The sequence below is a fragment of the Faecalibacterium intestinale genome, assembly GCF_040096575.1.
Lineage (GTDB): Bacteria > Bacillota > Clostridia > Oscillospirales > Ruminococcaceae > Faecalibacterium > Faecalibacterium intestinale.
The window spans coordinates 274,457-297,920 of sequence record NZ_JBBMEN010000001.1 but is presented as its reverse complement, the minus strand read 5'-3'; the positions used below and the strand labels follow the sequence as shown (position 1 = coordinate 297,920).

The following is a 23,464-nucleotide window of genomic DNA, read 5'->3' as shown; positions in this document are numbered from 1 at the left end:
GCCAATAAAAATATACCCCACTAGGGGAAAATTGGCTGAAAAAAGCGTTCAAAGCGCTCCGCAGAGCGCTTTGAACGCGAACGATAAAAATATTATTTCCATCCCCGGTCGGTGGGGTCCAGCATCCCGGCGGCGGAATACACCAGCGCGTTGCAGATGGCAGCAGCAACATTGCTGCCGCCCTTGCGCCCCATGGCCACAATAGCGGGCACGCCGTGGGCGGTGCAGACGGCAAACAGCCGCTCCTTGCTCTCCACCACGTTCACAAAGCCCACCGGCACCCCGATGACCAGCGCAGGGCGCAGCCCGGCGGTTTCGATCAGGTCGGCAATGGTCAGCAGCGCTGTGGGGGCGTTGCCCACCGCAAGGATGGCACCGGGATGCTCGGCGGCGGCTCTTTGCATGGACGCCACCGCCCGAGTAGTGCCGTTGGCCTTTGCCAGCGCGGCCACTTCCGGGTCAGCCATGTAGCACAGCGCGGTGCCGCCCAGCCGCGCAAGGCCCGGCTTTGTAATGCCGGAAAGCGCCATGTTGGTGTCGGTAACGATGGGCGCAGCGGCTTGCAGCGCCGCCACGCCCGCCGCTACTGCGCCGGGGGTAAAGCGCAGATTGCGGGCGTAGTCAAAATCCGCAGTGGTATGGATCACCCGCTTGACCACAGCGGCAGTCTCCGGCGGCGGGGTCAGACCCATTGCGTCCAGCTCCGCGGTGATGATAGAAAGGCTCGTCCGCTCGATGTCGGCGGGCAGATGGTGCTGCGGGGTCATACGGTGCTCCTCCTTTCCAGTCCCATGGCGGCGTACAGGGCGTTCATGTCCAGCGCCCGGCGCACGCCGTCGGCCAACAGGTCAAACTGCTGCTGACGGTACTCTGCCATGGAGAGCAGCGGTGCATCGGCAGGGGAGATGCCCTTGCGGCTGCACAGCAGCTGCACCAGCTTTTCGGTCAGCTCTCCGGTATCGAACAGCCCATGCAGATAAGTGCCCGCCACGTTGTCCTTTACGCAGCCCTCGGCGCTGCCGTCTGCAAGGCGGCAGAAGGGCACACCCCGCACCGTGGTGCGCCCGGTATGGATCTGGTAGCCGGTCAGCGCAACCCCCGCCAGCTGTGGCGCGGTGACGGTGGCGGTGTCCTGCGTGCGGTGCTTTGCGTCCGTAAACACAGTCTGGATGGGCAGCAGCCCCAGCCCGCGCACGGTCTGGCTGCGTCCGCTCTCAGTGCCCTCCGGGTCGGCAAGAGTATCGCCCAGCATCTGGTAACCGCCGCACACGCCCAGCACCGGCGTGCCGGAAGCCGCCAGTTTTTGCACCGCAGCTTCCAGCCCGCACTGCCGCAGCCAGAGCAGGTCATCTATGGTGTTTTTTGTGCCCGGCAGAATGACCACGTCCGGCGCGCCCAGCTGCCGGGGGCTTTGCACATACCGCACGCTCAGCAGCGAGTGCTGCTCCAGCGGCATAAAATCCGTAAAATTAGAGATATGCGGCAGCTGCAGAATGGCAGCGTCCAGCGGCTTGACGGCGGTGTTGCTTTCCAGCCGGGAGGAGAGGGAGTCCTCGTCCTCAATGTCCACCCGCAGGTAGGGCACAACGCCCAGCACCGGCAGATGGGTCTTTTCCTCCAGCATGGTAAGGCCGGGCTTCAGGATGGCAGCATCGCCCCGGAACTTGTTGATGACCAGCCCTTTGATGCGTGCCCGCTCGGCGGGTTCCAACAGCTCCACCGTGCCGTATAGCTGCGCAAACACGCCGCCCCGGTCGATATCTCCCGCCAGCAGCACCGGTGCATCCACCAGCTTTGCCAGCCCCATGTTGACGATATCGTCCGCTTTCAGGTTGATCTCTGCCGGGCTGCCCGCGCCCTCAATAACGATGATGTCCACCTCTTCGGCCAGACTATTGTATGCGGCTAAAATGTCCGGGATCAGGCTCTTTTTCAGCTTGAAGTAGGCGGCTGCGGGCATCTGCCCGCGCACCTCGCCGTTCACGATGACCTGACTGCCTACATCGCTGCTGGGTTTGAGCAGAATGGGGTTCATGCGCACATCCGGCTCCATGCCGGCGGCCTGTGCCTGCACCACCTGTGCCCGACCCATTTCCAGCCCGTCCCGGGTGACAAAGCTGTTCAGCGCCATGTTCTGGCTTTTAAAGGGGGCTACCCGGTAGCCGTCCTGTGCAAAAATACGGCACAGCGCGGTGCACAGCAGGCTTTTGCCCGCACCGCTCATCGTGCCCTGTACCATAATGCATTTTGCCCGGCTCATGCAAGCACCTCCTGTAAGACTTTTAAGAGCTGCTGGTTTTCCGGCGCGGTGCGCACGGCGGTGCGGTACCAGCTGCTGTCCAGCCCGGGGTAATTGCCGCAGCCGCGCAGCACGATGCCGCGCGGCTGCAAGGCATCGCCCAGCGTTTCCGGTGCCTGAAACAGCAGATAATTCGCGCTGCCATCCAGCACCCGCAGCCCCAGTGCACGTAGCCCGTCCCGCAAAATGGGACGCTGCTGCGCAATAAGCGCCTGCACCCGGGCTACATAGGCGGTCTCGTCCAGCGCCGCCAGCCCCGCTGCCTGTGCAAGACTGGAGACAGCCCACGGCTGCCCGGCTGTCTGCATTTTCTCCAGCAGGGCGATGTTGCTGCACAGGCAGTAGCCCAGCCGCACCCCGGCCATGCCGTACAGCTTTGTAAAGGCTTTCAGGATGACGAGGCAGGGGCTTGCCAGCAGCTTTTTGGCGCTTAGCGCTTCGCTTTCCGGCAGAAAGTCCAGAAAGCACTCGTCCACCACCAGCAGCGCACCGCAAGCTTCGCACCGGTGCAGCAGCGCCTCCACCAGTGCTAGCGGCGTCAGCTGCCCGGTGGGGTTATTGGGCTGGCAGAGGAATACCATGTCGGTGTCCTCGTCCACAGCGGAAATGAATGCTTCCGTCACTGCAAAATCTTCGCTCTCCCGCAGAAAATGCCGCCGGACGGTGCAGCCTGCGGTTTCCAGCGCGGCGGCATATTCCGCAAAGGTAGGGGCGGGCAGCAGCGCGGTGCGGGGCTTTGCCGCCCACACCAGCCGGAAGATCAGGTCTGCTGCACCGTTGCCGCAGAGGATGTGCTCCATGGGCACCTTCTCGTGCACTGCCAGCTTTGCCCGCAAAGCACGGCAAAGGGGGTCGGGGTAGCGGTCGGCGGTGGCAAGCGCGGCAGTAATGGCCTTTGCCACCCCCTCCGGCAATCCCAACGGGCTGACGTTTGCCGAAAAGTCCAGCGCATCCTGTCCGTACTGCGCCCGGTAACCGGCCCAGTCGCCGCCATGTACCAGCTGCATCATAAAATACCTCGTATCAATAGCCCAAGCACCAGCGCCAGCAGGCTTTCGGCGTACATCATGCGGTCCGCGCGGCGGATATCCTCCGGCTCAATGGGACGCACGGCATCGCCGATGGTGGGCTTAGGGTAGTATTCACCAAAATAATAGGCGGGCCCGGCAAGCTGCACGTTCAGCGCACCGGCGCAGGCGCTCTCGGTCTGGGCGCTGTTGGGGCTGGCGTGGTTGCGGCGGTCCCGCCGCCAGATGCGCCACGCATTGCGGGCATCGTTGCCGGTCAGGGCAGCAGCCGCCACCCACAGCAGGGCGGCAATGCGGCTGGGCAGGTAGTTGGCAATGTCGTCCAGCTTTGCCGCCGCACGCCCAAAGTGCAGATATCGCTCGTTTTTGTAGCCCACCATGCTGTCCATGGTGTTGATGGCTTTATAAGTAAGCGCCAGCGGTGCGCCGCCCAGCAGCATATACAACAGCGGTGCGATCACCCCGTCGCTGGCGTTTTCGGCAACCGTTTCCACAGCCGCCTTGGTCACGCCCTCGGCGGTCAGCGCCTGCGTGTCCCGTCCCACGATGCGGCTCACGGCAATGCGGGCGGCAGGCAGGTCGGGCTTTGTCAGCTCCCGGTAGACGTTCGTACTCTCCTGCACAAGCCCCTTTGCCGCCAGTGCCTGCCCGCACCAGAACATCTGTACTGCCAGCCCCAGCAGCGGGTGCAAGGCGGCAGCGCCCGTGCAGACAAGGCTTGTGAGCGCAAAGGTGCCCACCGGTAAGCAAAAGGCCAAGATGCGCCCGCCCCAAAGCTCGCCTTTCGGCGTTTTGGGCAGGCGGGCACGCAGCCCTTTTTCCAGCGCAGAGATGGCCTTGCCCATGTACACCACCGGATGCGGAAGCCACGCAGGGTCGCCGAAAATGGCGTCCAGTACAAAGCCGCCCAGTACCGCGTAGCCGATCATTCCCGTGCCTCCTTCGTGTACTGTACGGTCTTTACCAGATGCAGCACCCGCTTTGCAGTCCAGTCCTTGGCATCCAGCACAAAGCCGCCTGCGTTGGGAGCGCACCATTCATAATAATCCTTGTGGGGCAGGGCATAGCGTTCCATGGCAGCCATCTGGGTGCCGCCGTGGGCTAAGATGACCAGCATCTCCTCGCCGTCCGCAAGAGCTTTATCCACCAGTGCGGAAAAAGCCGCGCAAATGCGCTCACAAAAAGCAGCCTTGGTCTCGCCGTCCGGGCAGGGGCTTTCGCAGTTGGCGGCTACCCATGCAAGGTAGTCCGGGTCGTGTTCCATTTCAATATAGTTTCTCCCCTCAAAGCTGCCAAAGCACATCTCTTTCAGCCCGTCTGTTTCCACAAGCTTTGCACCCGGGAACAGTACCTCGGCGGTCTGCCGGGTGCGGCAAAGAGGGGTAATGTACACGGTCTTGGGGGAAATATCCGCCCGGCACAGCATAGCGCGCCCGGCGGCAGAAAGCGGGATATCCCGCTGCCCCTGATAGCGCTTTTCGGCGTTGTATTCGGTCAAGCCGTGACGCAATAAATAGATCAGCATTCCGGCAATTCTCCTTTCAAAACGGTGGGGATGCCGCAGAACATCTGCACTACGCACTTAGCGCGCGCCGCCAGCAGACAGGCCAGCCGCCCGGCGTTTTCCCGTGCGGCACGCTCGGCCGGGTCTATGGGCACCACACCGCCGCCCACCTCGGTGGACAGCACGATATCATAAGCGGATAATTTGTCCGCAAGTTTCTCAAGCTCCGCATTGTCCTTGCACCCGGCGGCAAGCTGCTGCGCATCCGCGATGCAGCGGCCGGGCAGGGTGCGGGCAAAGGTACGCTTGCCGCTGTAAAGCGGCCCGGTGATCAGGATCATAACAGCCCTCCCCATTGGCAGGCGCACAGCGCCGCCAGCATCCAAAGCTCAGTCTTTTGCAAAAACCACCCGGCAAGATCGCCGGTAATGCCGCCCAACTGCTGCACGGCTACATGGTGATACCACAAAAACAGCAAAATTGCAGCTGCTGCCAGTGCCCCGCCGCCTAAAGCCAGTAACACACCGCAAAGCAGAACTGCGAGCACCGTCAGCACATTGCGCACGACTTTGCGGTCAGCGGCACAGGCAAAGGTGTGGGCAAGGCCGGTGTTTTTTGCCATGGGAAAGGCCGCCACCGCAAGGCCGGAAAGTGCCCGTTCCAGCACCAGCGCCAGCGTCCACAGCGCACCCACCCGGGGCGTGAACTGCACGCAGGCGGCAAGGCAGAGATAAGCCGCAAAATAGCTGCACAGGCGGATGACCGCAAAGGCACCGCAGTGCGGGTCCTTTAAAATTTCCAGCTTCTTTTCCCGGTCGCCGTAGCTGGCAAGGGCGTCACAGGTGTCGGCGTAGCCATCCAGATGGATGCCGCCGGTCACCCATACCGGCACAAGGCAGAACCCTGCCGCCCGCGCCGGGGCGGGCAGCGGCAGCACACCGCACACGCACCACAGCACCCCGCATAAAAGCCCCACCAGCGGAAAGGCGCACAGCGCGTACCGCATATTCTTTTCGTTCCACGCAAACTGCGGCACTGGCACCGCCGAAAACATGGCAAAGGCCACCGCAATGGTCTGCAAAACGATCATTTTTCCACTCCTTTATAATAGACAGGGACGCCGCACACCACCCGCACTACGGCGTCTGCCCGGGCGGCAAGGGCGTTGTTCACCCGTGCCAGCGCCAGCAGATAGCGGTCGGTATCCCCGGCATAGTCCGCGCCGCCGCTGAATACCTCGTTGGAAACAACGATCAAGTTTTCGCACTGCGCGGCAAGGCTCTCCAGCCCCTGCAAAATGTGCTCGGCGGCGGCATCGCCCGCCCCGGCGGGGTCGTACAGCTCGTTGGCGGTCAGGTTGCCCAAGTCCTCCAGCAGTGCGGTACCCCTGCGGGGCAAATGCACCGTCTCTAAATGCAGCGGGCACTCGAGGGTCTCAAACTGCTTTGCAGCGCGCATTTTGCGGTGCTTTTCCACCCGGGCAGCACACTCGGCATCCCACACCTGCATGGTGGCCAGATAATACCGCGGCAAACCGCAGCGCAGCACAAGGGCTTCGGCGTATTCACTTTTGCCGCTGGCAGCGCCGCCCAGCACCAGCGTCAGCATTGGGGCGTATACGGCGCAATGCCGCCCTCCGCAAAGGAATAGCACCCCTCGTACACTGCCAGTGCCATGTCCCACAGCGGGATGCTGGCCACTGCGCCGGTGCCTTCGCCCAGATGCAGCCCGGCGGTGAGCAGGGGCGTTTTGCCCAGCGCTTCCAGCACCAGCCGGGCGGCGGGCTCGGTGGAGCAGTGGCTGGCAAACACGGCCTTGGCTGCTGCCGGACACAGCCGCACGGCGCACAGCGCCGCCACCCCGCTGATGAAGCCGTCCATCAGCACGGGTACGCCCGCCAGCGCCCCGCCCAGAAACATCCCGCACAGCCCGGCGATATCAAAACCGCCCAGCTTGCTCAGTACGTCCAAGGCGTCATCAGAGTCGGGATTGTTGCAGGCAATACCCCGCCGGATGGCGTCCACCTTGCGGGCAAGCCCTGCATCGGAAAGCCCCGCACCGCGCCCGGTCATGGTCTGCACCGGCTGTGCCAGCAGCACGGCGGCTACGGCGCTGGAGGTGGTGGTGTTGCCAATGCCCATCTCGCCGGTAGCCACCAGCCCGTAGCCCTCGGCGGCAAGCTGCCGGGTCAGGGCGATGCCCCGGCCAATGGCCTCCACCGCTTCGGCGCGGGTCATGGCAGGGCCTTTGGTAAAGTCCGCAGTTCCGGCAGCAATGCGGTGGTCCAGCACGCCGGGCACCGGTGCACCGGATATGCCCATATCCACCGGTAGCACATCGCAGTGCGCCGCCTGCGCCATCCGGCAGACGCTGGTGCGCCGCGCGGCAAGGCTCTCGGCTACGGTGCGGGTCACGCTCTGGTCGGTCTGGCTTATGCCCTGTGCTACTACGCCGTTGTCTGCGCAGAGCACCGCCACCGTCCGGCGGGAAAAATCAAACTGCGCCTTGCCGGTCAGCGCGGCGGCATCTTCCAGCAGCGTCTCCAGCGCACCCAGCCCGCCCAAGGGCTTGGCAAGGCTTGCCCAGTGGGCGTGGGCGGCGGCGCGGGCGGCTTCGTCCGGCGGGGTGATGGCAGCAAGCAGCTGCATCAGTTCAGCTTCGGTCATTTTCGTCATCCTTTGTGTTTCAAAAAGTGCTGCGCCGCCTGTACAAAGCGGCGGGGCAGGGCAGTGCCCGCCCAGTAAAGATGCGGGAAACCGGCATACAAATGCGCGTTTGCAAAGCCGCATTCCCACTGTCTTTTTTCGGTTTTGCACACAGAAAAGTCTGTACCATTCTCAGAGGAATCCCAGTGGTGGAATTCATGGATGGGAAACGCTTCTCCGGCGCGGAAAAGCATACTGTCGGCTTTTGCCGTCATAGCGGCATAGCCAAAGCGTACCAGCCGCCCGGCGTTGTGCCCGCTGCCCGGCAGCACATCAGCCATGGGGTAAACCTTGCCGTCCACACCCTCCAGCGCCTGCCCTAGGTACAGAAAACCGCCGCACTCGGCAGCAGTGGGCAGACCCTCTTGCACGGCGTCCCGGATAGCAGCACGCAGGGCGCAGTTTTCGCTCAGCTGCCGGGCGTACAGCTCTGGGTAACCTCCGGGCAGATACAGCCCGCCGATGTTTTCCGGCAGAGCGGCGTCCCGCAGCGGACTGAAAAACACAAGTTCCGCACCCGCATCCCGCAAGGCATCCAGCGCTTCGGCGTAGGCAAAGCAGAAGGCTTCGTCCCGCGCTACAGCAATGCGGACGGCGGGTGCGCACGGTGCGGCAAGCAGCGGCGCAGCCGGGGCGGGGCGGTCGGTCAGCGCCGCCAGCTGTGCCCAGTCCAGTACAAGGGCATCGGCTAATTGCGACAGCTTTTGCTGCAAGTCAACGATCTCCCCGGCGGTTTTCAGCCCAAGGTGACGGCTCTCAATGGCGCACCCCGGCAGATGGGGCAGATACCCCACCACCGGCAGACCGGCCTCGGCTTCCAGCATCGGGCGCAGCGTTTTGTACAAGGCTTCAGAGCAATCATTGAGCAGAATGCCCACGATATGGCTTGGTGTGCGGAACTGCAAAAGCCCCCGCAGCTCGGCGGCAAGGGTGATGCTTGCCCCCTTTGGCTGCACCACCAGCAACACCGGCAGTGCCAGCGTGTCGGCCAGTTCCCAGGCGCTTGCGCGGGTGGTCAGCCCCTGCCCATCGTAAAAGCCCATGGCACCCTCGCATACGGCAGCGCCGTGCCCGGCGGCATACCGGGCATAAAGTGTGCGCACCGTATCCGGGGCAGAGAGGTAGAGGTCTAAATTGTGGCTTTCCACCCCCAGCGCGCTGCGGTGGAACATAGGGTCGATGTAGTCCGGACCGCATTTGAAGGCGCAGGGGTCAGCTCCGCGCCGCTGCAGCGCGGTCAGCACTGCACAGGTGACGGTGGTCTTGCCACTGCCGGAGCGCGGCGCGGCGATGAGAAACTGCATCATGTCCGTGCCCCCGTAATGAGGAATACCGGGTTGTTGGCCATCAGCAGATGCAGACTGCCCGCCGTTTTTGTGCGGCTGACAGAAATCTGTGTCACCTCGGCGGCAAGGCCGTGGGCGGTCAGAGCAGCCACGGCGACGCTGAGTGTTTCCAGCGCAATGGCGGCGATGCACAGCCGCACGGCTGGATTTTTGTGCAGCACAGCGTTTATAACGGCGTCCATATTGCCCTTTGTGCCGCCGATGAATACAGCATCCGGTGTAGGCAGTGCGTCCAAAGCTTCAGGGGCTTTGCCCTCGATCAGGGTCAGATTATAGGCTGCAAATTTCTCCCGGTTTTTCTCAATGAGCGCACAGGCTTTCGGGTCGCACTCTACGGCATATACCCGTCCGGCATGGGCGGCAAGCGCCAGCTCCACGCTTACGCTGCCAGTGCCCGCGCCCACATCCCATAGGGTGTCCGTGGGGGTAACTGCCAGCTTTGCCAGCGCGGCGGCGCGCACCTCCTGTTTGGTCATGGGCACAGCACCCCGGATAAAAGCATCGTCCGGCAGGCCGGGCGTGCGGCGGGGCGGCAGGGCTTCCCGCTCGATAAGCAATACACTCAGCGGTGCAAAGCTCTGCGCTGCCAGCTCCCGGGCAAGGCCAAAGCGGATGGCTTCCGCCGGAGTGCCTAGGTTTTCGCCCACAAGGGTGTGGGCAGCGCCCAGCCCGGCAGCGGTCAGCTTGGCGCAAAGGGTGGCAGGGGTGTCCCCGCCGCCAGTGAGGAAAAACACCTGTGGATGCGCCAAAACCTCGGCTACCGGGTCGCAGGCGCGGCCATGAGCAGACACCAGCTTCCAGTCCTGCCAGGGGCGTCCCACAGCGGCGGCTAAAAGCTGCACGCTGGAAAGCCCGGGCAGCACCCGGACAGAGTATCCCATGGCCCGCAGCAGGGACAGCAGCTTTGCCGCACCGGAGTAAAACCCGGTGTCGCCGCTATACAAAATAGCGGTGTCCGTATCCGGCTGCGCAGCCAAACACGCAAGGATATCCTCCGGTTTATACACGGCTTTGCAGTGATCAGTGCACCCCGCCGGTAAATGCTCCAACAGGCGCTTTGCCCCAAGGATGAGCCCTGCGCCTTGCAGCGCAGCCAGCCCTTGCCCAGTCAGGCTTTCCGGGCAGCCGGAGCCCATTCCGATCAGAGAGATCATACCAGAACCTCCTTGCAGCGTGCCAGAATTTGTGCGGCAGTTTGTCCGTTTTCAGCCGGGCGGCGCACCACGATCAGCTGTGCGCCGGTGTCCTGTGCGGCCTGTGCCTTTTCGGCAAAGCCGCCCACAGCACCGCCGTCCTTCGTGACAAGATAGCGGATGGAGAATTGCTTCATCAAGGCGCAGTTCAGCGCATAGCTGAAAGGCCCCTGCATGGCAATGATGTTTCTGTGCGGAACACCTGCGGCCTCACAGGCAGCAATGCCCTCCCGCGTGGGCAGCACCCGGGGGAACAGCCGCTCCGGGCTGAGCGGCGCAAAGGCGGCAAGCTCTTTTGCGCCGGTGGTCAGCAGCACATTGCCGCTGCACCCGGCCAGAAACGCGGCGGCGTGGGCGGCGGTGGCAAACACCATGCTCCCGGCGGGCAGCGGGCTTTCTTCCCGCAGCAGCCGGTGATACTCCACCCCGGCAGCTGCGCACGCAGCCCGGATGTTTTTGGTGGCGTCCACCGCGTAGGGGTGGGTGGCGTCCACGCACAGCACAGCGCCCTGCAAAAGAGCGGTCATTTCCTCGGGGGTCAGCCGCCCGCAGTGCACAGTGATGCCGTCCGCTTCGCCCTGCTCCTCCGCACCCAGCGGGGTGGCTACGCTGACCAGCACCTGTGCGCCCAGTGCCGCCAGCTGCCGGGAGAACACCCGCCCCTCGGTGGTGCCGCTGAAAACCACTGCCTTCATCTGCGGTACCCCCGTGGGGTGACCATTTTACCGCCCAGCTGCTTTGTGGCGGTGTTGCCGATGTAAACGGTGGTGAACATATCCACCGCTGTACTTTCCAGCTGGGCAAGGCTCAGAACACGGGCGGTCTGACCATCCCGGCCGATGTTGCGCACAAGGCCGCAGACGGTGTCGGCGCTTTTGCCGTTTTCCAGCAGGATGCGCACCGCCTTTGCCAGATAGTCCGGCCTGCCCTTGGAGGAGGGATTGTACAGCGCAACGCAGAAATCTCCCATGGCGGCGCAGGTCAGCCGCTTCTCAATGACCTCCCACGGGGTCAGCCGGTCGGAAAGGGAAATAACGCAGAAATCGTGCGCCAGCGGTGCACCCAGCACCGCCCCGCCGCTGAGGGCAGCGGTCAGTCCGGGCACGATGTCCACGGCAACGTCCGGGTAGTCCGGGGTAAGTTCCAGCAGGGGGCTTGCCATGCCGTACACCCCGGCATCGCCGGAGCAGACCAGCGCCACCCGCTTGCCGGTGCTTGCTTTTTCCAGCGCCCAGCGGCAGCGGGCAAGCTCCTGCGTCATGCCGGTAGAATAGTATTCCTCGCAGGGGAATTCATCGCGGATGAGGTCAAGATAAACCTTATACCCACAGATGGCGTCAACGCTTTCCAGCGTGTTCGCAGCCTGCTGGGTCATATAAAAAGGCTCTCCGGGGCCAAGCCCCACGACATAGACCACCTTCTCGGGACGGTCGATATCAATTTCCATCACGTCAACCATTCTGCCACCTCCAGTCCGGGGCAAAGGGCCTGCACGCCAGCGCAAAGGTTGCGCCGCTGCAGGCAAATTTGGGGTAAAACAGGCTACCGCCCGCGTCCAGCACCGCTGCCCGCTCACAGACATTGTCCACCCCGGTCACGCTCTGTACAAAAGGGGAGGGGGTGAACTGCCCGGGCGTGCTGCGCAGCTGTGCGGCAGTGTAAAACCGCACCGGCCAGCCGTGTGCCTGACAAAAGGCCAGCAAGCCCGGCTCGTTCTGCTTCAGGTCGATGCTTGCAGCGGCGGTAACTGCCTGCACAGCAAGGCCGTGTCGGGCGCAGAAGGCGGCAAAGGCGGCCTCCAGCGTTTCAGCGCTTGTGCCCCGCTTGCAGCCGATGCCCAGCACCCCGATGCGCGGCACAAGATGCAGCGCCTGCCCGGTGGGGCAGAGGGTGAGTGCAAGGTCGGCTTTTTCCGGGGCTTCTGCCGGGAATAACCCGGCGGGCGCAGTGCCCGTTACCGGGATATCTGCCCAGTAATAGACCGGCTGTCCTGCCAGTAACTTGCCGCTGACCAGCTTGATACGCTCCGGTTCCAGCACTATGCAGTTTTGGTGCTTTGCCCACTCGTCCGCTGCAAAAATGCCGTGGGCATCGGTAGCAGTGGTGATCACCGGCACAGCACCGCATACAGCGGCAATGGTCCGCGCCAGATCATTTGCGCCGCCCAGATGCCCGGACAAAATGGGCACGGCAAACCGCCCGCATTCATCCACCACCACCACAGCAGGGTCGGTGGTCTTGCTCTTGCAGTGGGGAGCGATAGCCCGCACCGCAATGCCCGCAGCGCCTACAAATATCAGCGCATCCGACTGCACAAACTGCACGCCTGTCCATTCTGCAAGAGAAGTGCCATCCTGCCCGCACCGGGCAACGCTGCCGGGCAGGGCAGCGGCAAGGCGCTTTGCCAGCGCAAGGCCGGTATCCGTAAAGGCAAGGTAGGCGCAGATCATACCGGCTCTCCTTTGCGGAACTCGGTGGTAAAGGCGGGGTCGTACAGCTTGCTGCGCTCGTACTGTGTGCCGAGAAAATCTCCCACTACGATAAGCGCCGTCTTGGTAATGCCTGCCGCGCGGGTGCTCTCTGCCAGAGAACCAACCGTGCACCGCACGATTTTTTCTTCCGGCCAGCTGGCCTTGTACACCACGGCGGCGGGCGTTTCCGGTTTGTACGCACCCTGCAAAAGCGCCGCCTGCACCTTATCGATCAGCCCGATGGACAGAAAAATCACCATGGTCGCACCGTGTGCGGCAAGGCTTGCCAGCCTTTCCCGCTCCGGCACGGGGGTGCGTCCCTCCATGCGGGTGATGATGACCGTCTGGCTGACTGTGGGCAGGGTATACTCGGCGTTCAGTGCAGCGGCAGCGCCGCAAAAGCTGGAAACACCGGGGGTGTCATCGTAACAAATGCCGTCTGCGTCCAGTGCATCCATCTGTTCTCGGATGGCACCGTACAGGCAGGGGTCGCCGGTGTGCAGACGCACGGTGGTCTTACCTGCGGCTTCCATCCGGCGCATCACGTCCAGTACCTGCTCCAGCGTCATCTCGGCACTGTTGTAGATGGTACAGTCCGGCTTTGCCAGCCCCAGCAGCGCCGGGTTGACCAGACTGCCCGCATAAATAATGCAGTCTGCGGCTTGTAAAAATGCTGCACCGCGCCGGGTGATCAGATCCGGTGCGCCGGGCCCGGCGCCCACAAAATGTACCATGTGCATTACTCCTTCCATTCGTTCAGCAGGCGGGCGGCAGTTTCAGTCTGTCCCAGCGGGCCGTGCTGGTTTGAAAACAGCACCGCGCCCACCCGGAACGCCCCGCCCGCGCGGCGGTCAAGATGCAGCTGGATGGCGGCAAGCAGGCTTTGCAGCACCGGCTCCCGCAGCCTAGCTGTATCCAGAATCTCCAGACAGGCATCCGTGGTGGCGGCATTGTACAGCGCAGTGCACACCTCCCGGTCAGCACCGCACAGGGCAGCGTGGGTGCAGAACAGCTCCGTGCGGCAGTCTGCCGTGTGGGAGTGGGTGTTCATAATGCCGCCCGCCAGCTTGCACAGCTTGCCGACGTGCCCCACCAGCAGCACCTGCTCAAAGTGTGCCGCTGCCGCCATGTCCAGTGTATCCCCGATAAAGTTGGAGGTCTTGACCACCGGGATGGCGGCAAACTGCGGGTAGGTTTCGTGCAGATAGTCCAGCCCGTAGTTGCCCGGGGCAAGGATAAGCCGCCGGTGGCTTTTTGCCCGCAGCGCCGCCTGATTCATTTCTAACTGGATGGTGTCCAGAATGGCCTGCTGGCTCATAGGCTCTACGATGCCGCTGGTGCCCAGCACTGACAGCCCGCCCTCCACCCCGATATGGGGGTTGAAGGTGCGCCGGGCTACCTCCTCACCGCCGGGGATGGAGATGGTCACGGCAAAGCCGCCGGGGTAGCAGGCGGCTTCTGCCTCCCGGCGCAGCGCTTCGGTGATCATCTGCCGGGGCACATGGTTGATGGCGGCTTGCCCGACCGGCTGGTCCAGCCCGGGTTTTGTCACCCGGCCTACCCCCGCGCCACCGGTAATGCGTACCTCGGGTGTGCCGGGCAGCAGCGTCACCGTGGCGGTCACCGGCAGACCGGTGGTCACGTCCACGTCATCGCCGCCGTCCTTTTCAATGGCGCATTCCGCGCCGTTTGTAGAGGTACGGCAGAACAGGGGAGCTACCTCCACCACGATGCCCTTGGGCGTGCGCAGAGCAACGGTTTCCGGCGCAATGCCGGTCAGCAGCAATCGGGCAGCCCCGGCTGCTGCCAGTGCCGCACAGGTGCCGGTGGTGTAGCCGCAGCGCAGCAGCTTTTGCCCGCTGCGCACATAGTGCTCGAATTGAGGCTTTTCCGGCTTTGATGGGTCAAAAACAGCGCTGTACTGTTCTTCCGTCAGGCCGTAGAGCGCCTTGATATTTTCCCGGGCAAAGGCCTGCGCCGGGGGCATGGGGGCAGAAACGCCGTGCGGTGAAACGCATACCACCGCGTCCGCGATCTTCTGCGCCATGTCCAACTCGTGCAGGGTCACGATGACCGCAAGCTGCTGCTCATGCGCCAGCTTTTGCAGAATGGTCAGCAGCTCGATCTTGCCCTTGATGTCCAGAAAAGAGGTGGGCTCGTCCAGCAATAGCACCTGCGGCTGCTGACAGACCGCCCGCGCCAGCAAAATGCGCTGCCGCTGCCCATCGCTGACGCAGTTGAAGTCCCGGTCGGCCAGATGTGCCGCGCCCACCAGTTCCAGCGCATTCTGCACCTGTTTTTTGTCCTCGGCAGAAAGGATGCCCAACCGCCCGGTGTAAGGAATGCGTCCCGCCGCTGCAAACTCAAAGCAGGTGGTCAGTTCCGTGCGGCGGGTGTGGGGCAGCATCAGCGCCAGCTTTTGCGCCCGGGCGTTGCCGGGGATGCGGGCAAGCTCCTGCCCGTCCAGCAGCACTGCGCCGCCTAAGGGGGTAAGCTGCCCGGCTAAGGTTTTGAGCAAAGTGGATTTGCCCGCGCCGTTCGGGCCGATGAGCGCCAGCACCTGCCCCTTGGCAGCACCCAGCGCGATATCCCGCGCAAGAGCAGCTTTGCCGTAGCCGATGGCAAGGGCTTTGGTTTCAACGGAGTTTTTCATCGCACATCCTCCCGGTTGCGGCGCAGCAGCAGCCCAATGACCACCGGTGCACCGAATACAGCGGTGACCGCGCTGATGGAAAGCTCCATGGGCGCAAACAGGCTGCGGGCAATTAAATCACACAGCAGGCAGAATGCCGCCCCGCCCAGACAGCAACCCGGCAGCACATACAGCGGGCGGGCGCTGCCCAGCAGCTGTTTGACAAGGTGCGGCACGGCGATACCCACAAAGGAGATCGGCCCCGCAAAGGCGGTAACGCAGGCGGCCAGCAGGCTGGAAAGCAGCACCAAAAGCCGGGAGAACCGCCGCACATCCACGCCCACGCTCCGGGCGTAGGCTTCACCCATCTGGTAAGCGGCCATGGGCTTTGCAAGGCAGAAAGCCGCTGCCAGCGCGGGCAGCACCACCAGCGCCGCCGTGCGCACATTGCTCCACGTCATGCCGGAAAAGCTGCCCTGCGACCAGTTGTGCAGGTTGACGATGCTGCTATCCTGCGCAAAGGCCACCACAAACTCGGTGATGGCAGAGCAGATGTAACCGATCATTACGCCGCATATTACAAGGATGCTCATGCGCTGCACCCGGCGGGCAGCGGCCAGCACAAAGGCCATAGCCGCCATAGCGCCCGCAAAGGCCGCCAGAATGAGCACGGCAGAGCTGGTCAGCAGACCGTAGTTCAAAAACAGCACCATCACCAGCGCCACCGCCAGCTTAGCCCCGCTGGAAATGCCCATCACGAAAGGGCCGGCAATGGGGTTTGCAAAAAAGGTCTGCAGCAGGTAGCCCGCCGCCGAGAGCGCTGCGCCCAGCAATGCGGCCATCACCGCGCGGGGCAGGCGCAGCTGGGTAATGATGCCCACACTCAGCGCGTCCTGCCCGCGTCCGGTCAAAGCGGCAAGCACGGCCTGCGGGGTGAGCGCAACGCTGCCCCAGAACAGGCTCACGGCAAACAGCACCGCCAGTAGCAGGGCAAGGCAGCAGTAAGATAAAACAAGGCGTTTGCGGCTGGTCATAAGCGGCTCCTCAGGTGATCCTGGTCAAAAAATGCAGGGTGTCGGGGTCGGCAGTTGCCCCGGTAAAAACGGCATGGAGGTCCAGCATAAAATCTGCCAGTGCCATGCTTTGCTGGAAAAAGCTGGGCGTCGTGCACCAGATATTCCCGCTTTGCACCGCCTTGCACTCTGCCAGCAACGCGCAGCGGGCAAGCAACTCTTCCTTGGTGGAGATGGTGCCCTCGATGGTGCCGTTGTAGATGAGCACATCGGCGTCCTTGACTCCGGCGTAAAGATCCTCCAGCGGGATATTCATGGTAGAAAGGCTGTTGCCGCTGTCGGCAAGGTCTGCAAAAACATATTCGCCCCCGGCCATGCCGATCATCTGCGCCACATAGTCTCCGCTTTTGCGCACAGTGGCAAGGCCGCTGGAAGTAATAGAGAAAAACGCGCAGCGTTTGCCGGTGGAGGGCTGTTCCAGCAGCGGCGCAATGCGCTGCGCCTGCCGGGCGAACACCTCCTCGGCAAGGGCTTCTTTGCCCAGCAAAATGCCGTACAGCTTGATCCACTCCATCCGCGCCAGCGGGTTGCTCTCGTAGCTGGAACGCTCCACCAGCACCGGAATGCTGAACCGCTCCAGCTGCTCCTTCACCTCCGGGGTGTGGTAGATCATGGTATTTTCCACCGCAAGGCCGCATTCTGCGGTCAGGATGCGCTCGTAGTCCGGAGCGCTGTACTTGCCCGCGTAGGCAATGCGCCCGGACTGCATGGCCTGTTTTGCCTCGTCCAGATACCAGCCCTCGGCGCGGGTACCGGAAAGGGCAATGCTGTCCAGCGCATCCAGATGGAGGAATAAGTCCATGGCAGAGGTGGACACCAGATAGATATTCTGCACCGGCTGCTGCAAAACGGTCACGCCCTCGGGCACGGTGCGCAGAGTGGCAGCGCCCTCCGGCCGGACAAGAAACTTTGCCTGTGCGTCCGGGATGGTCAGCAGGGTAGAGCCATCTGCGTAGCAGTCGGCGGTAAACTGGGTGGCGTAGTCCAGCGGGTAGGCGTGGTCGAACACCAGCTCGTCCGTATCAGCTGGTGCAGTGGGCGCGGCAGTGCAGCCTGCAAGCACCAGCGCGGCGGCGGGCAGAGCTTTTAAAAATTGAGCGCGGGTCAGCTTCATGGAAGGTTACTCCAAGGTAAAGGTCAGGGTGTATTCGATCTCGTGGGGCTTGCTCATGGCAACAGTATCGGCGGTAACAGCCAGCGGGGTGCCCAGTGCAGCCACAGGAATTTCAAAGGTGGAGTTGCCCTCGGTGTTGGTGGGCAGATACTTCTCGCCATCCACGATCATGTAGTCGTAGTTGGGGCTGCTCCACACGATGGTAGCGGTCATTTTGCCCTCTGCCACGGTCAGGGAAGCGGGGCTTTCCACGGTGGCGCGGCCGGAGCCGCCCTCCAGCACCACGGCAGCGGTGTATGCACCGTCTGCAGGGGTCTCAGCAGCCTGCTCCGTCTTGGGCTCGGCGTTGCGCACGCTTACGGTGTGGTCGTACCACTTGCCCTTGGTGCCCAGCAAAGCCAGCTGAAAGTCGGTGTCCAGTGCTTCCACCGGGATGTCGTAACCGTACACCTCCTCGGTGGTGCCATCCGCGTAGGTGACAGTGTCCACGGTGGGGATGAGCCATGCAGTCTTGTTGGCCTCGGCATCGGCGGCAAGGCCGGGGTAGAGGTTTACGATCTTTTTGGAAGCCAGACTGACATGGAAGGTCATCACGCCGTTTTCCACGGTCAGGGTGCCCTTGCCGTTGCAGGCTTCGCTTGTGTGGAACATACTGCTGTCGGTCTCAAAGTCAGCGGTGTATACGCCGTCCGGCAGGGCAGCTTCGGCAGCGGCAGAGGAAACCACCACGGAAGAAGCAGCCACAGAGCTTGCCGCAGCGGAGGAGGCGGGGGCAACCCCGCCGCAGCCTGCCAGAGAAGCAGCCAGCACCACACCGGCCAGAGAAACGAAAATAAACTGTTTGCAGCGCATAAAATAAATACCTCAGTATCCTAAATTTTTTGCCCGGCATCTAAACTGCCGGGGCAGGGGGCGTTTTCTCCTCGTGCGGGGAACGCGCCCATAAAAGAAAACCCTCTCCGTGTGCAGAGCAGCGCCGGAGAGGGCTTCTGAATCCATTAGCCGTTCAGAAGATCCATAGCGGCCTTGGTATGTGCAATGTACAGCTGCTGGACATCCGCAATGCGGCCCAGACCGGAGATCTGGCAGTCCACATCCTCAAAGCAGCCTGCGGCGGTAAACTGGCTCAGCCAGCTGTCGGCATCCTCACCGGCCATGTCGTTGTTGGCGTGGTCGCCTGCCACCACCATCAGCGGGCGCAGGATGACCTTGGTGTAACCGGCAGCCTTCACGGCCTCGATGACGGCCTCGCAGGAGGTCTCCTCGGGCTCGCCCTCCACCGTGCCGATGAACACGTTGTCGTAGCCCAAGGTCTGCATGGTGGTCTGCATCTGGCTGTAGCTCACCTTAGCGGTGTGGGAGGTGCCGTGACCCATAAAGACGAAAGCGGTCTTATCGGCGGCGGCAGAAGCGGCGCTCTCGTAACCGGCTTCCTTCACAGCGGCAGCGGTAACAGCCTTGGCAACAGCTTCCTTATCTGCATTGATGACGGAAGCGTCCGCGCCGACCTCGCCCAGCAGGGGCTCAGCCACAGCAACGCTCTCGAACTTGTCGCGGTACTGATCCAGCATCTCGTTCATCTCGTCATACTCTGCACCGTGCATCAAGTGGGTGGGCTGCACGATCAGGTTCTTCACGCCGTTTGCCACAGCGCGATCCAGTGCCTGCTGCATATTGTCGATCTTCTCTCCATCGCGAGCCTGCACATGGTTGATGATGATCTGTGCGGTAAAGGCGCGGCGCACGCTCCAGTCGGGGTAAGCGGCCTGCAAAGCGTCCTCAATGCCCTTGATGTCGGCAGCGCGGCTGTCATTGAAGGAGGTACCGAAGGACACCACCAGCAGCTCGTTCTCGCCGATCTCATCGGCGTTGCGGGCATCATCCTTGGAAGCATCGCCGGTGTCGCGGCCAAAGTAGTCGGGGTCGGCGTTCTCGCCCTCCACCAGCTCCTTCTGGGCATCGGTCAAAGCGTCCCAAGCGGCCTTTGCAGCTTCGCACTGGGCGTCGGTGTCATCGGTGCGCTGCTGCACATAGATGGCGTCGATCAGGTCTGCCACGTTCTGTGCGGCCAGTGCGTCAGCGTCTGCGCCGGAAGCTTCGCTGCTGGCGGCAGAACTGGCAGCAACAGAGGAAGCCGTGCTGGATGCAGCCCCGCCGCAGCCGGTCAGTACACCGGCGCACAGAGCCAGAGCGGTCAGAGCGGCCGCCGTTTTGCGGATGTTGCGTTTTTTCATCTTGTTTTCCTTTCCTGATGTGGGTAAAATACGGCACCGAACAGAAGGGTACAGGAAAGAGAACCTAGGGTGTATCTGAAAAAACGGGGTCTTTTGCTTGCGAAATGGCAAAGCAAAAAGACCCCGTATCTTACAGGCTTTTTGGTACAACCAATTCCTCGTGATCTGGGGCAGCAAAGCCCCGGTACCAACAGCGGGCAGGTTTCCTGACTGAAAGCTCAACGCCCGCTGCCGCCTTCCCAAGCCGTATAACTCAGTGACCGGTGCAAAAGCACCCTGACAGTGGACTCCCTTATCACAGTGACGAGATCGTGCGGGATCTGCACCCGCTTCCCTTTTAACGTTCCTGCCGCCGCCCGGTGGGGCAAAGTGACGGAACGCACCTGCTGTTTTCTGTTCAGTTCGACAAAAAGTATAGCACAGCCCCTTACAAAACGCAAGAAAAAACGGAGAAATGCTTGACCTTCCCCCCGCCGGAAGGTGTATACTTGGCTCGAACCTGAAAGCAAGGAGACAGCCCATGTTAAAGCCTATGTTAAAGATAGAACATCTGACCAAAACCTACGGCGGCAAGCCCGCCGTGCAGGACCTTTGCCTGCACATCCGCCCGGGGGAGCTGTGCGCCTTTATCGGGCACAATGGCGCGGGCAAGACCACTACTTTAAAATGCTGCTGCGGCATCCAGCAATTTGATGCCGGTGAAATTTATGTGGACGGCATTTCCGTGCGGGACGACCCGCTGGAATGCAAGCGCCGTCTGGCCTACCTGCCGGACGACCCGCAGCTTTACGATTATATGACCGGTATCCAGTACCTTGATTTTATTGCAGACATTTTTGGCGTAAGCGCCGCACAGCGTGCGCAGCGCATCCGGCAGTATGGCGATGCCTTTGGCCTGACGCCGGACTTGGCACAGTCCATCGGGGCATACTCCCACGGCATGAAGCAGAAGCTGGCCATCATTGCGGCGCTGTTGCACGAGCCGAAGCTGATTTTAATGGACGAGCCTTTTGTCGGGCTGGACCCGCTGGCTTCCCATCAGCTCAAGACCCAGATGAAAGCCTTCTGTGCGCAGGGCGGGGCCATCTTTTTCTCCACCCATGTGCTGGAGGTGGCCGAGAAACTCTGCGACCGGGTAGCCATTTTGCGCAAGGGTCAGCTGGTGCGCGAGGGTGCCATGGAGCAGGTGCGCGGCGACGACACACTGGAAGAGGTCTTTCTGGAGCTGGAGGATACGGGGGAAGCGCTATGATCCGTGCATTGCTCAAAAAACAGCTTCTGGAGCTGGGCGCGGCCTTTGTGCGCAGCAGCAAGACCGGCAAGCGGCGCTCCCGGGCGGGAGTATTTGGCTACGCGCTGCTGTTTATAGTGCTGATGTTGCTGGTCATGCTCAGCTTTGGCGCTATGGCGCTGCCTATGGCGTTAACGCTGGTACCGCAGGGGCTGGACTGGCTCTATTTTGTGCTGATGGAGCTTTCGGCGCTGACGGTCAGTGTGCTGGCCAGTGCCTTTACCAGCTACGGACATTTGTTCCGCTGCCGGGATAACCAGCAGCTGCTGGCGCTGCCTATCCCGCCGGGCGCTATTTTTGCGGTGCGCTGCGGCGGGGTGTACCTGACCGGGCTGATTTATCTGCTGCTGGCGTGGGTACCCTCGGTGGTCTGCTATGCGCTGGCAGCACCCCACCCCGGCGGTGCACTGCTGGCGGCGCTGCCGGTGGCACTGGCGCTGGCGGGTGTCTCCATGGTGCTGGCTGTTCTGCTGGGCTGGGCTGTGGCGCTGCTCAACCGCCGCGCCCGGCACAAAAGCCTTGTCACCGTAGTGGGTACGCTGCTGTTTCTGGCGGTCTATTATGCAGTATTCCAATGGGTGGGCAACGCGGTGGATGCCCTCGTGCTGGATGCCGTGCAGGCGGGCGCTGCTGCCAGTCGTGCCGTTGCACCGCTGCATCTGCTGGGCTTGGCCGCAGTGGGCAGCGCTCCCGCACTTCTGCTATTGCTGGCACTGGCTGTGGCCTGTATGGTGCTCTGCGGCAAGGCGCTGGCAAAGCCATATCTGCGGCTGCTGACCCTTGAGCCGGGAAAGATCAAGGCGGAATACCGCGCAAAGGCGCAAAAAAAGCAGCCCCCGCACCGGGCATTGCTGCGGCGGGAACTGCTGCATCTGGGTGCTTGCCCCATGTGGCTGCTCAACTGTGCACTGAGCAGTCTGCTGCTGCCGGTGCTGGGCGTGGCAGCACTGTGGAAGGCCGCAGACCTGCGCGCCTTTACTGCTGCTTACCTGCCGGAGAGCCTGCCCATGCTGGTGTGCGGGATGGTGTGCACCGCAGCCGCCATGAACTTTATCACAGCGCCATCGGTGTCGCTGGAGGGTGACACCCTCCGGCTGCTGCAAAGCCTGCCGGTGACCCCGCAGCAGGTGCTGCGGGCAAAGGTGGAGCTGCAATTGCTGCTCACGCTGCCTGCGGCATGGCTGTGCGCCGGGTGCGCCATGGCGGCGCTGCGCATTCCGGCAGGGCAGGGATTGCCCGTGCTGGCGGTGCTGGCAGCCTTTGTGTGGCTGACGGCGCAGCTTGGGCTTGTTTTAGGACTGTGCCTGCCCAACCTCCACTGGGTCAGCGAAGCCGCTGTCGTCAAGCGGAGCGCCGCCAGTATGCTGGCGATGTTCGGCGGGTGGCTGCTGGCGGGCGGGGTGCTGTTTTTGCCCCTGACCTTACTGGACTACGCCGTGCCGCCGCTGGCAGCACAGACTGTTTGTCTGGCGGTGCTGCTGGAGCTGAACCTATTGCTGCACCGCTGGCTGTGCACCCGCGGCGCAGCCCGGTTTGCCGCCCTGCACTAAAGTGGGACGAATTGGAATGCCCTCCGCTTTGCTTTGGGCATATTCAGCGGAAAAAGCATTTGAATAGAGCAAAAACGGGCAGCCTGCGGGCTGCCCGTTTTTGCATTTTCACGGGAGAGGTCATAAGAGAAAATAGCAGATGCAGTGCCTGTTTCCTGAGGAAACAGCGGCACTGCGGGAAAAACGATGCTTTTTGCAGTTACAGCGCATCCAGTGCGGTGCGGGCGGCGCGGATGTTTGCTTCGCTGGTCTGCCAGATCTCAAACTCGGAAAAGCCTGGCAGACCCATGGGCACGCCCTCCCGCCGGAAGGTCATGCGGCTATCCAGCACCTGCTTGCCGGAAAGGTGGAACGCCCGGGCACCGGTCTGGGCGGCAAGGGCGGGGATGTTGGCGGCAGATACGCCTGCGCCCACCAATATCTCCACTTCCTGCCCGGCAGCTTCCACCAGCTGCCGCAGCAGGGCAGCACCCTGCGGGGCGCTTGCGGCCTGTCCGCTGGTCAGGATGGTGGCAAGCCCCAGCTGCTTTGCGGCTTCCAGCGCGGCAAAGGGGTCGCAGCAGACATCAAAGGCGCGGTGCAGGGTGCAGTCCACGGTGCGGTGTGCTTTTTCTGCCGCCTGCCGGGCTGCGGCGTAGATGGGGCGCAGGGCGTCTAAGTCCAGCGCGCCCGCCGGGGTCAGTACGCCGGTCACGATACCGTCTGCACCGGCAGCGACCAGCTCTGCGGCGCATTCAGCCATCTGTGCCAGCTCGTAGCGGTCGTAGCAGAAATCGCCAAAGCGGGGACGGAGCAGCGCCCGCACCGGCAGACCGGTCTCGGCTTTGACCTGCCGCAGCAGGGCAGGGGAAGGAGTGGTGCCGCCGATGATCAGGTCGGCACACAGCTCCAGCCGGTCAGCGCCGCCGCGTTTTGCCGCCAGTGCGCTGGCGGTGCTGTCTACGCAAACTTCCAAAGTATATTGCATAAGCGAAACCTCCAACATGGTTGCTTCAACAAGACCCGCCGACAGAGAGCTATCGGC

23 protein-coding genes and 1 riboswitch are annotated in these 23,464 nt (G+C 62.7%); of the genes, 2 read left to right on the top strand and 21 right to left on the bottom strand.

The window, feature by feature from the left end; all coding sequences use genetic code 11:
• Window positions 1-92: 92 nt before the first annotated feature.
• The 20 genes from WMO20_RS01390 to WMO20_RS01295 all read right to left on the bottom strand — a co-directional run bounded on the left by WMO20_RS01390 (window position 93) and on the right by WMO20_RS01295 (window position 19,599).
• On the bottom strand, window positions 93-767 hold the full coding sequence (locus WMO20_RS01390; protein ID WP_349185600.1) for a precorrin-8X methylmutase: 675 nt from the start codon (window positions 765-767) through the stop codon (window positions 93-95).
• Window positions 764-2,260: a cobyric acid synthase gene (locus tag WMO20_RS01385; RefSeq protein ID WP_349185599.1), complete on the bottom strand. Its 1,497-nt coding sequence runs from the start codon at window positions 2,258-2,260 to the stop codon at window positions 764-766. The genes WMO20_RS01390 and WMO20_RS01385 overlap by 4 nt, the downstream gene beginning before the upstream one ends.
• A complete protein-coding gene (locus tag WMO20_RS01380) occupies window positions 2,257-3,306 on the bottom strand; it encodes a pyridoxal phosphate-dependent aminotransferase (RefSeq protein ID WP_349185646.1) in 1,050 nt (349 codons plus the stop codon). The genes WMO20_RS01385 and WMO20_RS01380 overlap by 4 nt, the downstream gene beginning before the upstream one ends.
• A complete protein-coding gene (cbiB, locus tag WMO20_RS01375) occupies window positions 3,306-4,256 on the bottom strand; it encodes an adenosylcobinamide-phosphate synthase CbiB (protein WP_349185598.1) in 951 nt (316 codons plus the stop codon). The genes WMO20_RS01380 and cbiB overlap by 1 nt, the downstream gene beginning before the upstream one ends.
• A complete protein-coding gene (locus WMO20_RS01370; protein ID WP_349185597.1) occupies window positions 4,253-4,852 on the bottom strand; it encodes a histidine phosphatase family protein in 600 nt (199 codons plus the stop codon). Before WMO20_RS01370 ends, cbiB begins: the two co-directional genes overlap by 4 nt.
• Complete coding sequence (locus tag WMO20_RS01365) at window positions 4,846-5,172, bottom strand: bifunctional adenosylcobinamide kinase/adenosylcobinamide-phosphate guanylyltransferase (RefSeq protein ID WP_316540600.1); 327 nt, start codon at window positions 5,170-5,172, stop codon at window positions 4,846-4,848. Before WMO20_RS01365 ends, WMO20_RS01370 begins: the two co-directional genes overlap by 7 nt.
• Window positions 5,169-5,921, bottom strand: a complete 753-nt coding sequence (locus tag WMO20_RS01360; protein ID WP_349185596.1) for an adenosylcobinamide-GDP ribazoletransferase — start codon at window positions 5,919-5,921, stop codon at window positions 5,169-5,171. The genes WMO20_RS01365 and WMO20_RS01360 overlap by 4 nt, the downstream gene beginning before the upstream one ends.
• Window positions 5,918-6,439, bottom strand: coding sequence for a bifunctional adenosylcobinamide kinase/adenosylcobinamide-phosphate guanylyltransferase (locus tag WMO20_RS01355; RefSeq protein ID WP_349185595.1), 522 nt, complete (start codon window positions 6,437-6,439; stop codon window positions 5,918-5,920). The genes WMO20_RS01360 and WMO20_RS01355 overlap by 4 nt, the downstream gene beginning before the upstream one ends.
• Window positions 6,433-7,497: a nicotinate-nucleotide--dimethylbenzimidazole phosphoribosyltransferase gene (gene cobT / locus WMO20_RS01350; protein WP_349185594.1), complete on the bottom strand. Its 1,065-nt coding sequence runs from the start codon at window positions 7,495-7,497 to the stop codon at window positions 6,433-6,435. The genes WMO20_RS01355 and cobT overlap by 7 nt, the downstream gene beginning before the upstream one ends.
• 5 nt (window positions 7,498-7,502) lie before the next feature.
• On the bottom strand, window positions 7,503-8,843 hold the full coding sequence (locus WMO20_RS01345) for a cobyrinic acid a,c-diamide synthase CobB (protein WP_349185593.1): 1,341 nt from the start codon (window positions 8,841-8,843) through the stop codon (window positions 7,503-7,505).
• Window positions 8,840-10,036 carry a precorrin-6y C5,15-methyltransferase (decarboxylating) subunit CbiE gene (gene cbiE, locus WMO20_RS01340; RefSeq protein WP_349185592.1) on the bottom strand — a complete coding sequence of 399 codons (1,197 nt, stop codon included), beginning with the start codon at window positions 10,034-10,036 and terminating at the stop codon, window positions 8,840-8,842. The genes WMO20_RS01345 and cbiE overlap by 4 nt, the downstream gene beginning before the upstream one ends.
• Complete coding sequence (cobK, locus tag WMO20_RS01335; protein ID WP_349185591.1) at window positions 10,033-10,770, bottom strand: precorrin-6A reductase; 738 nt, start codon at window positions 10,768-10,770, stop codon at window positions 10,033-10,035. Before cobK ends, cbiE begins: the two co-directional genes overlap by 4 nt.
• Window positions 10,767-11,534 (bottom strand): precorrin-3B C(17)-methyltransferase, encoded by a 768-nt coding sequence (cobJ, locus tag WMO20_RS01330; RefSeq protein WP_349185590.1) that lies wholly within the window; start codon window positions 11,532-11,534, stop codon window positions 10,767-10,769. Before cobJ ends, cobK begins: the two co-directional genes overlap by 4 nt.
• Window positions 11,527-12,525: a cobalt-precorrin 5A hydrolase gene (locus WMO20_RS01325; protein ID WP_349185589.1), complete on the bottom strand. Its 999-nt coding sequence runs from the start codon at window positions 12,523-12,525 to the stop codon at window positions 11,527-11,529. The genes cobJ and WMO20_RS01325 overlap by 8 nt, the downstream gene beginning before the upstream one ends.
• A complete protein-coding gene (cobM, locus tag WMO20_RS01320) occupies window positions 12,522-13,280 on the bottom strand; it encodes a precorrin-4 C(11)-methyltransferase (RefSeq protein WP_316544206.1) in 759 nt (252 codons plus the stop codon). The genes WMO20_RS01325 and cobM overlap by 4 nt, the downstream gene beginning before the upstream one ends.
• A 5-nt stretch (window positions 13,281-13,285) precedes the next feature.
• Complete coding sequence (gene cbiD, locus WMO20_RS01315) at window positions 13,286-15,199, bottom strand: cobalt-precorrin-5B (C(1))-methyltransferase CbiD (protein ID WP_349185588.1); 1,914 nt, start codon at window positions 15,197-15,199, stop codon at window positions 13,286-13,288.
• Window positions 15,196-16,212 carry a FecCD family ABC transporter permease gene (locus tag WMO20_RS01310; RefSeq protein WP_112090051.1) on the bottom strand — a complete coding sequence of 339 codons (1,017 nt, stop codon included), beginning with the start codon at window positions 16,210-16,212 and terminating at the stop codon, window positions 15,196-15,198. The genes cbiD and WMO20_RS01310 overlap by 4 nt, the downstream gene beginning before the upstream one ends.
• 10 nt (window positions 16,213-16,222) lie before the next feature.
• Entirely contained in the window at window positions 16,223-17,365 is a 1,143-nt protein-coding gene (locus WMO20_RS01305; RefSeq protein ID WP_349185587.1) for an ABC transporter substrate-binding protein, read from the bottom strand.
• A gap of 6 nt (window positions 17,366-17,371) precedes the next feature.
• Window positions 17,372-18,217: an iron transporter gene (locus tag WMO20_RS01300; RefSeq protein ID WP_349185586.1), complete on the bottom strand. Its 846-nt coding sequence runs from the start codon at window positions 18,215-18,217 to the stop codon at window positions 17,372-17,374.
• A 146-nt stretch (window positions 18,218-18,363) separates the two neighbouring features.
• Window positions 18,364-19,599: a sirohydrochlorin cobaltochelatase gene (locus tag WMO20_RS01295; RefSeq protein ID WP_316544202.1), complete on the bottom strand. Its 1,236-nt coding sequence runs from the start codon at window positions 19,597-19,599 to the stop codon at window positions 18,364-18,366.
• Between the two features lie 179 nt (window positions 19,600-19,778).
• Window positions 19,779-20,001: riboswitch (cobalamin riboswitch) on the bottom strand.
• Window positions 20,002-20,131: 130 nt separating this feature from the next.
• Between WMO20_RS01295 and WMO20_RS01290 the strand changes: the two genes are divergently transcribed.
• Both WMO20_RS01290 and WMO20_RS01285 read left to right on the top strand, forming a co-directional pair.
• Window positions 20,132-20,851, top strand: a complete 720-nt coding sequence (locus WMO20_RS01290) for an ABC transporter ATP-binding protein (RefSeq protein WP_223451623.1) — start codon at window positions 20,132-20,134, stop codon at window positions 20,849-20,851.
• Window positions 20,848-22,440, top strand: a complete 1,593-nt coding sequence (locus WMO20_RS01285; RefSeq protein WP_349185585.1) for a hypothetical protein — start codon at window positions 20,848-20,850, stop codon at window positions 22,438-22,440. The genes WMO20_RS01290 and WMO20_RS01285 overlap by 4 nt, the downstream gene beginning before the upstream one ends.
• A 199-nt stretch (window positions 22,441-22,639) precedes the next feature.
• Here WMO20_RS01285 and WMO20_RS01280 read toward each other — a convergent pair whose 3' ends face one another.
• The gene (locus WMO20_RS01280) at window positions 22,640-23,407 is read right to left on the bottom strand and encodes a copper homeostasis protein CutC (protein WP_349185584.1); all 768 of its coding nucleotides are present in this window, start codon (window positions 23,405-23,407) and stop codon (window positions 22,640-22,642) included.
• Window positions 23,408-23,464: the final 57 nt, after the last annotated feature.